The sequence below is a fragment of the Micromonospora rosaria genome (assembly GCF_001567585.1).
Lineage (GTDB): Bacteria > Actinomycetota > Actinomycetes > Mycobacteriales > Micromonosporaceae > Micromonospora > Micromonospora rosaria.
The window spans coordinates 1-10,196 of record NZ_LRQV01000191.1; the positions used below are offsets into that span (position 1 = coordinate 1).

Consider the following 10,196-nt stretch of genomic DNA (forward strand, 5'->3'; position numbering starts at 1 on the left):
GGGTCGCCGGAGCAGGCGGCGTGCAGCACCGCGTCGAACAGTCCCGAGGTGGGCCGGTCGGCGAGCGGCCCGGTGGCCAGCAGCGCGGTCGCCGCCCCCGGGTCCGGGTACGCGGCGAAGCTGCCCCACGGGTGCAGCCCGGCGGCGGTCAGCCGGGCCCGGAGCTGGTCCAGGGTGGCCGGTCGGGTGGCGTCGAGGACCCCGCCCACGGCCCACCGCGCGTCGTCGCGGCCGGCGTACCACGGGGTGGTGTCGACCAGCCGGCCCAGGCCGACCGGGTTGTCCGCGCGCAGCAGGAGCAGCCCACCCGGGCGCAGCACCGCCACCAGCCGGTCCAGCAGCGCCGACCAGCCCAGCGGTGTCCCCTCCACCGACTCGATCGCGTCCAGCCCGGCGGCGGCGACCACCACGTCGTAGGAGCCGTCGAGGCCGTCCGGCCCGCCGATCACCAGCCGGGCCGGGGCGTCGGCCAGCCGGTCGGCGTCGGGCACGCCGCGCAGCAGGCAGGTCACGTCGGCGTACGCCAGCCGGGCCAGCAGCTCCGGGTGGTGCGGGCCGGCGAGCAGCACCCGGGCGCCGGCCGGCACCACCCGGGCGGCCAGCGCGGCCAGCGGGTCACCGCCGGCGGCCCGCCCCCCGGCCAGGTCCGACCAGGCCGGCATCTCGCCGCCGGGCAGGTCGACGCGGGGTACGGTCTCAGTGGCCAACGGTCTCCTCCTGCGGATGCGCCCAGCCCAGCAGTTCGCGCAGCTCGGCGGGGGTGCAACGGTGGTCGGTGCCCAGCTCCGCGCGGGCGATCCCGGCGGCGACGCCGACGTCGACCCGTTCGCCGTGCAACTGCGGCCACTGCCGGCGGATCCGGGCGGTACCGCCGAAGGTCGGGTCCTCGTCGGCGAGGATCATCGGGTCGCCGTAGACCGCCGGTTCGCAGCCCGCCGCGATGCCGTAGAAGATCGCGCTGGTCAGCCGGTTGGACGCGACCCGCCGGTGCCGGCGCAGCTCGGCGAGCTGCTTGTCCAGGAAGTACGGGTCGGTGTCGCGCCACCAGTGGCCCCGGTAGCCGTGGCAGATCACCCGGAACCCGGCCTTCTCGTAGAGCTGACGGACCCGGCGCATGCCGTACTCGTGCCAGTACAGGCAGACCGTCACCGGGCCCGGTTCGGTGTCCCGGATCCGGGCGATCAACTCCCGGTGGTCACCCCGGACGTTCTGCCCCTCCCAGCCGTGGAACGGGTACCAGATGGTGCCGGTGCGCTCGCTGGTTGGCGGGTTCTGCGGGCTCAGCGCCAGCAGGTACGCGAAGGGCGCGCCGATCACCACCACGTTGCGCCGCCCCAGCGACCAGGCCCGCCGCCGGGTCTGCTCCGACCAGAGCAGGCTCGGGGTCCCCGTCACGTACGGGTGGCCGGGGGCGAGCCCGTCGCCGATGTTCCAGCCGTGCTGGACGTACCCGTTGATCCGGGGCGGGTGGCCGTCGCCCAACCCGCAGTAGCGGGCCAGGACGTGGGCGTGGCCGTAGAAGTGGTTGGCGTGGTGCATCGGCTTCCTGTCGGGGCGCGACTCAGGCGACGGTGGTCCGGGCCCGGGCCCTGCCGGCGCCCAGCGCCGCGCCGAGGGCGTCGACGACGCGGTCCTGGTCGGCCTCGGTCAGGCCGGGGTGCAGCGGCAGGGAGAGCTGCTCGGTGTAGAACGACTCGGCCACCGGGCAGGACCCGCGCCGGTACCCGAGGTCGGCGAAGACCGGGTGCCAGTGCACCGGGATGTAGTTGACCTGCACGCCGATCCCGGCGGCGCGCATCGCGTCGTACACCTCGCGGCGGCGGCCGTCGAGCACCCGGATCGGGTACAGGTGCCAGGCCGGCTCCGCCCACGACCGGCGACCGGGGAGCCGGACCCCGGCCAGGTCGGCCAGGGCCGCGTCGTACCGGGCGACCAGCCGGGCCCGGGCGGCGAGGAAGTCGCCGAGCCGGCGGAGCTGGCTGCGGCCCAGCGCGCAGAGCACGTCGGGCAGCCGGTAGTTCAGGCCGAACTCGTGCACCTCCTGGTGCCAGCCGCCCTCGTCGGGCCAGCGCAGCTCGTCGGCGTCGCGGACCAGCCCGTGGTTGCGGAACCGGCGGGCCCGCTCCAGCAGCGCCGGGTCGGTGGCGGCGACCGCCCCGCCCTCGGCGGTGGTGAGGTTCTTCGTCGGGAAGAACGAGAAGGTGGTCAGGTCGGCCAGCGAGCCGACCGGCCGGTCCCGGTAGGTGGCGCCGATGGAGTGCGCGGCGTCGGCCAGCAGCAGCGCGTCGCTGCCGGCCAGGCTGGCCCGCAGCGCGTCGTAGTCGGCCGGGTGGCCGGCGTAGTCCACCGCCGAGACCACCCGGGTCCGGGTGGTCAGCGCCGCCGACACCGCCGCCGGGTCCAGGGTGTACGTCTCCGGCTCGACGTCGGCGAAGACGACGGTCGCGCCGAGCGCCACGGCGGTGCTGGCGGTCGCCGCGAAGGTCATCGGCGGGACCACCACCTCGTCGCCGGGGCCGACCCCGGCCGCCGCGTACGCGGTGTGCAGGGCGGCGGTGCCGTTGGCGACCACCGCGCAGCCCACCCCGCCGGTCCAGCCGGCCAGGTCGGTCTCGAAGGCGGCCACCTGCGGGCCGGTGGTGAGCCAGTCGCTGCGCACGGCGGCGGCGACGGCCGCGACGTCGTCCTCGGTCACCGACTGCCGGCCGTACGGGAGCATCGCCGTCATACCCGGACGCCGAGCATGTCGCGCAACTGCTCCACGGTGAGCCACTGGTCGTTGCTGTCCGACTGGTACGCGAACCCGTCGCCGACCTGCTCGCAGCCCTCCGGCGGCTGGTACCCCCAGGTGGCGATGGTGGGCTGCACGATGAACCGGTCGGCGGCGCGCAGGGTCCGGCGGCTGTCGTCCGGGGCGATCATCTCCTCGTGCAGCTTCTCGCCCGGCCGGATGCCCACCTCGTGCGTGGTGGCGTCCGGGGCGACCGCCTCGACCAGGTCCAGGATCCGCATGCTGGGGATCCGGGGGACGAACAGCTCGCCGCCCTGCATCTGGTCGAAGGAGTCCATGACGAACTGGACGGCCTGGTCGAGGGTGATCCAGAACCGGGTCATCCGCTTGTCGGTGATCGGCAGGCTCTTGCCCTCGGCGGCCAGCCGGCGGAACAGCGGCACCACCGAGCCCCGGCTGCCGACCACGTTGCCGTACCGCACCACCGCGAAGCGGGTGGGGTGCTGGGCGGCGTAGTGGTTGGCCGAGACGAACAGCTTGTCGCCGACCAGCTTGGTCGCGCCGTACAGGTTGATCGGGCTGGACGCCTTGTCGGTGGAGAGGGCGATGACCTTGCGCACCCCGGCCTCGATCGCCGCGTCCACCACGTGCTGCGAGCCGGTGATGTTGGTGGCGATGAACTCCGACGGGTTGTACTCGGCGGTGTCCACCTGCTTGAGCGCGGCGGCGTGCACCACGTGGTCCACCCCGTGCATCGCCCGGGTCAGCCGGTGCCGGTCCCGGATGTCGCCGATGAACCAACGCAGCCGGGGGTCGTCGTCGAGCTGCTGGCGCAGCTCGTACTGCTTGAGTTCGTCGCGGGAGAAGACCACCACGCGGGCCGGGTCGGCCTCGGTGAGGATGTGCCGGAGGAAGGTCTTCCCGAAAGACCCCGTGCCGCCGGTGATCAGAATGGACGAACCATTCAACTCACTCACTTGCTTCTCCCCTGGTCGTGAGGTGTCGGCGCGGCCCACCGGGGCGGCCGACCGGATCGAGACGCTAACCCTGGTGGGTGAACTGGTTGACGTGGTCCGGTGAACATCGCGTCGGCCGGACGTGAATGCGCGGCTGCCGCCGCGTGCTGGCGGGCCGGCGGGCCGGTGGCTCAGATCAGCTCCCACGCCAGTGGGGTGCCGCGGGCCACGTCCCGGGCGAAGGTGCGCCCGAGCACCCGGTCCAGGTCGGCCGGGGGCAGCCCGCCCGCCGGCCGGATCGACCGGACGTTCTCGCTGGTCACCGGCTCGCCGGCCCGCACGTCGGCGACCACGTACAGGGACCGGCGGAACCGCAGCCCCTCCCGCTCGGTGGGGGTGGGGCCGACCGTCGTCCCGCCCAGCGCGGCCCAGGCCCGCTCGGACTCCACGCAGAGCGCGTCCAGCTCGGCCGGCTCCAGCGAGAAGTCCGAGTCGACCCCGCCGTCGGACCGGCGCAGCGTGACGTGCTTCTCGATCAGGCAGGCGCCCAGCGCCACCGAGGCCACCGGCACCCCGATGCCGGGGGTGTGGTCGGAGAGCCCCACCGGCACCCCGAACGCCTGCGCCAGCACCGGGATCCGGCGCAGGTTGCTGTCCTGCGGCGGGGCCGGGTACGAGGCGGTGCAGGCCAGCAGCACGATCCCGCCGGCACCGGCCGAGCGGGCGGCGGTCACCGCGGCGTCGATCTCGCCGAGGCTGGCCATCCCGGTGGAGATGACCATCGGCTTGCCGGTGCTGGCGACCAGCCGGATCAGCGGCAGGTCCACCAGCTCCGACGAGGCGATCTTGTACGCCGGGACGTCCAGCTCCTCCAGCAGGCGCACCGCCGTCGCGTCGAACGGCGACGAGAAGACGGTCAGCCCGTGCTGCCGGGCCCGCTCGACGATCGGCTCGTGCCACTCGTACGGGGTGTGCGCCTTCTCGAAGAGCTGGTAGAGCCGCTCGCCGCCCCACAGGTCGTGGCCGGCGGAGATGCGGAACTCGGGGGCGTCCACGTCGATCGTGATCGTGTCCGGCCGGTACGTCTGCAACTTCAGCGCGTGCGCCCCGGTGGCGGCCACCGCGTCGACGATCTCCAGGGCCCGGTCCAGGCTGCCGTTGTGGTTGCCGGACATCTCCGCGACCACGAAGGGCCGCTCACCTGCGCCGACCGCGTGCGGCCCGATCTTCACTGTCACCGTCATGCTTCCCTGCTCATCTGGGTCCACACCACCTGGTGCGGCGTACCGTCGACGTCCCGCTCGTAGCGGCGGACAATCCGGAACCCGAAGCGTCGGTGCAACGCCAGCACCGGCTTGTTCTCGGCGAAGGTCTCCCCGCCGAGGCTGCGGGCCCCGAGGTCGGTGAAGGCGTGCGCGATGGCCGCCTCCTCCAGCGACATCCAGGCCCGCAGCAGCTCCCGCCGCTCGTCCAGGCCCGCGATGTCGAGGTAGAAGCCCCAGACCAGGTCCCGTCGGGGCGAGGTCACCCCGCTGAAGGTGACCACCCCGGCGTCCCGGTCGGCGTACCGGTGGATCAGCACCCGCCGGTCCGGGTCGGTGCGGACCCCCGCCCACCAGGCGGCGTGCTCGGCCGGGGCGATCTCGTGCCGGGTGTTGCTGACCGCGCGGACCTGCGGGTGGTTGCGCCAGCGCAGCATGGTGGCCAGGTCGTCGCCGGTGGCCGGGCGCAGCCCGTCGGTCGGCGGTGGCGCGTCGGTCGCGGTGGGCCCGTCGGTCGGGTACGGCGCAGCGGTCATCCCTGTCCCGCCAGCGCCGTGGACTGCTCGGCCACCTCCCGGCCGGCCGCCGGGTCGGCCCCGGCCGGCGCCGGCGCGGCCCGCTGGCCACGCAGCCGGCCGGCCATCCGGTGGGCCCGGCGCAAAGCCACGTACGCCAGGTAGCTGTTCCGGCCGACCAGGCGGTGCTTGAGGCCGGGCACCCCGTCCGGCTGCGGGTACCCCTCGGGCGGCAGGAAGCGGCGGTAGTGCTCGGCCACCCGCCGGAAGAAGGCCCGGCGCAGGTGCGGGTGGAGCCGGTCGTCGTTGCCCACCACCACCAGGTAGTGGCTGATCATCAGGGTGAACAGGGTGGCGCGCAGCTCCGGGTCGGGATGGTGCGTGTCCACCCACTCGAAGAGTCGCTCGTACTGGGCGAAGGCGTCGAAGTGCCGGCCGCTGCGGGTGGAGGTGATCGCGCCGAGGCGGCCCTGCCGGTACCGGTAGCAGACCTGGTCCAGCACCGAGATCCGCTCCGCGCCGATCAGCAGCGGGTGGCTGAACGGGATGTCCTCGTACCAGCCGGGGTGGAAGCGCAGGTCCAGCTCGTCGAGGAAGTCGCGGCGGACCACCTTGTTCCACGCGGTGTGCTGCACCCGCAGCAGCTCGGGCCGCTCGTCCAGGGTCACCGGGTCGGGCACCCCGCGCAGCAGGTGGCTGCTGGCGTCGACCTCCAGCCGGCCGTTCTCGTGCACCCGCAGGTGGTCCAGGAGCAGCACGTCCGGCTCGTCCCGGCGCAACCGCGCCAGCACCGTGGTCACCGCGCCGGGGGGCAGCCAGTCGTCGCTGTCGACGAACCAGACGTACCGGCCGCGCGCCTGCTCCAGCCCGGCGTTGCGGGCCAGCCCCAACCCGACGTTGCGGGTCAACCGGACCACCCGGACGTTCGGGCGCCCGGCCGCGTACGACTCGAGCATCTCCCCGCACCGGTCCGGCGAGGCGTCGTCGACCGCCACCAGTTCGATCGCGTCGGAATCGTCGCCGGTGAGCCCGCCGAGGATCGACTCCAGGCACTGGTACAGGTACGCCTCGACGCCGTACACGGGGACGACGAAGCTCAGCAGTGGGGTTCGCGTCGACTCAGTGACCACGCCCGACACCATTGACGGCGCGGGTGGCCGGGCTCGGAACCTGGCGTGTACGGGCGGCGGGCGCTTCCTGAACAGCCCACCGCCCGTAGGTGAACTACCGGTTGAGGATCTGCTTCACCCGGCTGCCCACGGCCCGCCGTACCCGGGTGCGCAACTGCTGGGACGTCTGCGCGTCCAGCTTCTCGCGGAGCTGCTGGTTCTGCTCCCGCAGCCAGTCGATCCGGGAGACGAGCTGCTCGGTCGGCGCGGTGGCCTGCGGCCCCACCCCCGGCGGGTACACGGTGTCGCGGACCTGCTGGTCGAAGCGGGCCGCGCAGTCCCCGTCGGCGAACGAGTTGCCCAGGTCGTGCCGGTTGAGGAAGGACAGCATCGTCTCGTACCGGGCCTTGTGCCCGTTGTTCAGCGCGGTGTAGTCCGCCTCCTCGTAGAGCTGGGCGGCGTCCACCTCACCCGAGACGTCGGTCATCTCCCGGTACGGGATGTCGAAGTAGCGGGCCAGTTCCAGGGTGCGGGAGTCGTGCGCGAAGAGGTACCCCGGGGTGCCCGAGACCAGCGCGGTGATGGTGCCGTGGATCCGGGTGCCGAAGTTGAAGTCGAACCCCTTCAGGTGGTCCATCCACGTCCACGGGTCGACGAACATCCGGATCTTGTCCTCGGTGAACAACGGGTGCGAGGTGTGGATCGGGATGGTGCTCTTCTTGCCCCGGTCCTCGGGGGCGTCGCCGTAGAGCAGGACACCGAGGGTCTTGACGTCCTGCGGGATGTAGCAGAGGTTCGGGTACTTCTGGTGGTGCGCGGTGATCACCTTCGCCATCGACTTGACGTACGGCGAGACGGTGAGCGCGATCCGGTCCTCGGTGCCCAGGTACGGCTTCTTCTTCTCCACCCGCAGCGTGTCGCCGTGCAGGAACATCGAGGGGCAGCCGATCACGTCCACGGCGGAGAAGCCCAGCGTCTTCAGGTAGCTCTCGGTGATCTCGCCGCGTACCCCGATGGTGTGCGAACGGTCGAGCACGGCGCTGACGAAGTCCTTCACCGGCTCGTCGATCTGGCGCAGGTACTCCCGGTCGCCCTTGAGGTTGGTCTGCGTGCCGACGCCGAAGACCACCACCGGGATCTTCAGTCGGCGGATCAGCCGGGTCATGCTGACCAGCCGGTGGGCGAAGCTGCGCCGGAAGGCGTTGGCGAGCGGGACGACGAAGACGTCGTACTGCTCGTTGATCATGTCGGCGTCCCGGGCGTCCGACCGGAACCCGGTGGAGGTGATCTCCGCGTTCGCGGTCCGCAGGATCTTGTGCGCCGAGTGGCTGAAGACCAGGTTGCCCGAATTGTCGCCGATCCAGTTCCGCTCGAACGTCTCCTCCGGGGTGTAGATGTCGAAGGGGCCCTTCTTGGCCCGGAGCAGAATCCGCTGGTGCATCGCTGGTGTTCCCTCTCGTCGATTCTGCGCGCCCGGAGGCGCTGGCCGGCGCCGTCGGCGACGCGGCGGACCCCCGTCCCTGTCCCGCAACATCGCAAGAACCGGGATATTAGGCCATTGGTCACCCCTGGTTCGCACGCCCGTCGCCGTCGCGCCCCCCACCTCGCGCGGTGGGAGCCGTCGACCGGTTGCGGGTAGGGTGCCCGGCGGGCGGCCCGGAACCGGTCGACGACGCGCCCGCGGAGGAGGAGACGTAGTGCTGGTGATCCTGGTCGCGGACGGTGTCAGGGCATGACCAGCGTAACCGCCGGACCGTCGCCGGTCTTGTCCCGACTGCCCTCGCTGACCGGATTGCGGTGGATCGCCGCCCTGCTCGTCTACGGTTTCCACGCGGCCACCATGCGGGTCGTCGCGGAACCCGACCAGCAGGCCGTCCTCTCGAAGGTCTTCACCCTCGGCCTCTCCGGCGTGCAGTTCTTCTTCATCCTCAGTGGCTTCGTCCTGGTCTGGTCGGCCCGCCCCGAGGACTCCAAGCGGGCCTTCTGGCGGCGGCGGGCCGCGAAGATCTACCCCAACCACATCCTGATGTGGGCGGTGGTGCTGCTGGTCGGGCTCTGGTTCGCCGACCCGGTCAACCTCCGGGTCGCGGTGACCAACCTGTTCCTGCTCCAGGCCTGGGACCCGACCCCCGGCCACTTCTACAGCGTCAACACGGTGAGCTGGTCGCTCTCCTGCGAGCTGTTCTTCTACTTCTGCCTGCCGTTCGCGCTGCCCCTGATCCGGCGGGCCCGCCCCTGGATGCTCTGGCTCGTCGTCGTCGCCGTACCGCTGCTCATCGTGGCGCTCTGGCCCGCCCAGCTCCTGGTGCCCGAGGAGAGTCGCTGGTGGTTCACCCAGATATTCCCGCTGACCCGGTCGCTGGAGTTCTGGATGGGGGTCGCCGCGGCGGAGCTGATGCGGCGGGGCTGCTGGCGCGGCCCCAACCTGGGCCTGGCCAGCATCCTCTTCGTCGCCATCTGGATCGCCGCCGGTGAGGTCATCCGCGCCGAACTCTGGGCCGGTGTGCTGTCGGTGGCGTACATCCTGGTCATCGCGGCGGCGGCGGACGCCGACATCCGGGGACGCTGGTCCCCGTGGCGGTCCCGGCCGCTGGTCTGGCTCGGCGAGGTCTCCTTCGCCTTCTACCTGGTGCACGTCTTCGTCATGGTCACCGTGCTCCGGCTGACCGGGCACTACGGCGTCGGCCTGCCCGGCTGGTGGGGACCGGTCGCCGTGGTCGCCTTCCTCCTGGTCAACCTGGGTTTGGCCGCGCTGATGCACCGCTGGCTGGAGACCCCGATGATGCGCCTGCTCGGCCCGCGCCGGTCCAGGGTCCCCCGCCCCGACCCCGCTTCGGCTGCTGAGCCCGCCTCCGGGTCTGCCGAGCCGGCGTCCGGGTCTGCCGAGCCGGCGTCCGGGGTTGCCGAGCCGGCGTCCGACGAGCGCGCCCAGGGCTACGTCCGACACCGCTGACCCCCGCTGGGGCCGTCGAGTACGTCAGCTCGACAGCGTCGCTTGACGGGGTGAGCCCGGGGCCGGACGGGTGGTCGGCAGACACGCCCGGACGGCCATGGGTTTCCGGTGCCGGCGCCGGTAGGTTGTCAGTCGTGCTTCCCGTCGCCCCGACCGGTCCACTGTGGTGGGTCGCGCTGACCGCCGAGGACGAGCGGTACCCCGCTCCTGCGGCCGGCCCGGTCGGGTCGGAGGTCGCCGGCTCCCGGGGTCCGCCGGCCTGACGGCGCGCGGCAGCCGTACCGGCGTCGTGGGGTCACCCGGCGTCCACCCGCACCTCATCCACCGCACGTCCGATCGCGGCCGGCCGCGCCGGGCCCGCCGGTGCGGACCACCGTAGGCTCCCGCTTCCCGCGAGGTACGACCATGGCGACGCTCCTCCACCAGTTCGTGATCGGGGTGCCCCGGGCCGCCGCCATCTGGACCGGGCTGCTCCTGCTGACCCTCGGCGTGCTCACCGTGCTGGTCGTCCGCTCCGACCGGGACCGGCGGCGGGAACCGGCGCTCGGCGGGGACGTCGACCCGGAGGAGGCGATCCCGGCCCCGGACCGGGCCGCGCCGACCGCCCGGTCCGCCGAGGTCACTGACGTCGCCGCGCCCGCCGCCACCGCCGCGGAGATCGCGGCGGCCG

The 10,196-nt window shown here is 72.8% G+C and carries 9 protein-coding genes and 2 pseudogenes; 3 read left to right on the forward strand and 8 right to left on the reverse strand.

Translation table 11 applies throughout. The features are described from left to right. From AWW66_RS29600 to AWW66_RS29635, 8 genes and pseudogenes are all read right to left on the reverse strand, one after another. Positions 1 to 707 (reverse strand): annotated as a pseudogene (locus tag AWW66_RS29600) (class I SAM-dependent methyltransferase); the annotation flags it as partial. Further along, on the reverse strand, positions 697 to 1,539 hold the full coding sequence (locus AWW66_RS29605) for a hypothetical protein (RefSeq protein WP_067373307.1): 843 nt from the start codon (positions 1,537 to 1,539) through the stop codon (positions 697 to 699). The pseudogene AWW66_RS29600 and the gene AWW66_RS29605, both read right to left, overlap by 11 nt. A 22-nt stretch (positions 1,540 to 1,561) precedes the next feature. Next, a complete protein-coding gene (locus AWW66_RS29610) occupies positions 1,562 to 2,728 on the reverse strand; it encodes a DegT/DnrJ/EryC1/StrS family aminotransferase (protein WP_067373310.1) in 1,167 nt (388 codons plus the stop codon). After that, positions 2,725 to 3,708, reverse strand: a complete 984-nt coding sequence (gene pseB, locus AWW66_RS29615) for a UDP-N-acetylglucosamine 4,6-dehydratase (inverting) (protein ID WP_067373313.1) — start codon at positions 3,706 to 3,708, stop codon at positions 2,725 to 2,727. Before pseB ends, AWW66_RS29610 begins: the two co-directional genes overlap by 4 nt. 170 nt (positions 3,709 to 3,878) lie before the next feature. Next, on the reverse strand, positions 3,879 to 4,931 hold the full coding sequence (gene pseI / locus AWW66_RS29620; RefSeq protein WP_067373316.1) for a pseudaminic acid synthase: 1,053 nt from the start codon (positions 4,929 to 4,931) through the stop codon (positions 3,879 to 3,881). Beyond that, entirely contained in the window at positions 4,928 to 5,485 is a 558-nt protein-coding gene (locus tag AWW66_RS29625; RefSeq protein ID WP_342671948.1) for a GNAT family N-acetyltransferase, read from the reverse strand. Before AWW66_RS29625 ends, pseI begins: the two co-directional genes overlap by 4 nt. After that, on the reverse strand, positions 5,482 to 6,594 hold the full coding sequence (locus AWW66_RS29630; RefSeq protein WP_245648544.1) for a glycosyltransferase family 2 protein: 1,113 nt from the start codon (positions 6,592 to 6,594) through the stop codon (positions 5,482 to 5,484). Before AWW66_RS29630 ends, AWW66_RS29625 begins: the two co-directional genes overlap by 4 nt. A 94-nt stretch (positions 6,595 to 6,688) precedes the next feature. Then, on the reverse strand, positions 6,689 to 8,014 hold the full coding sequence (locus tag AWW66_RS29635) for a polysaccharide pyruvyl transferase family protein (RefSeq protein WP_067373322.1): 1,326 nt from the start codon (positions 8,012 to 8,014) through the stop codon (positions 6,689 to 6,691). 291 nt (positions 8,015 to 8,305) lie between these two features. Between AWW66_RS29635 and AWW66_RS29640 the strand changes: the two genes are divergently transcribed. From AWW66_RS29640 to AWW66_RS29645, 3 genes and pseudogenes are all read left to right on the forward strand, one after another. Further along, positions 8,306 to 9,526 carry an acyltransferase family protein gene (locus AWW66_RS29640; RefSeq protein WP_067373325.1) on the forward strand — a complete coding sequence of 407 codons (1,221 nt, stop codon included), beginning with the start codon at positions 8,306 to 8,308 and terminating at the stop codon, positions 9,524 to 9,526. A gap of 134 nt (positions 9,527 to 9,660) precedes the next feature. Continuing rightward, the gene (locus AWW66_RS36160; RefSeq protein WP_281179642.1) at positions 9,661 to 9,789 is read left to right on the forward strand and encodes a hypothetical protein; all 129 of its coding nucleotides are present in this window, start codon (positions 9,661 to 9,663) and stop codon (positions 9,787 to 9,789) included. 142 nt (positions 9,790 to 9,931) lie between these two features. Continuing rightward, positions 9,932 to 10,196 (forward strand): annotated as a pseudogene (locus AWW66_RS29645) (hypothetical protein); the annotation flags it as partial.

Bases quoted from the DNA above. Each gene is read 5' to 3' on its own strand.
- AWW66_RS29610 (WP_067373310.1), bottom strand. From the start codon at position 2,728: ATGACGGCGATGCTCCCGTACGGCCGGCAGTCGGTGACCGAGGACGAC.
- AWW66_RS29640 (WP_067373325.1), top strand. From the start codon at position 8,306: ATGACCAGCGTAACCGCCGGACCGTCGCCGGTCTTGTCCCGACTGCCC.
- AWW66_RS29635 (WP_067373322.1), bottom strand. From the start codon at position 8,014: ATGCACCAGCGGATTCTGCTCCGGGCCAAGAAGGGCCCCTTCGACATC.
- AWW66_RS29625 (WP_342671948.1), bottom strand. From the start codon at position 5,485: ATGACCGCTGCGCCGTACCCGACCGACGGGCCCACCGCGACCGACGCG.
- pseI (WP_067373316.1), bottom strand. From the start codon at position 4,931: ATGACGGTGACAGTGAAGATCGGGCCGCACGCGGTCGGCGCAGGTGAG.
- AWW66_RS29605 (WP_067373307.1), bottom strand. From the start codon at position 1,539: ATGCACCACGCCAACCACTTCTACGGCCACGCCCACGTCCTGGCCCGC.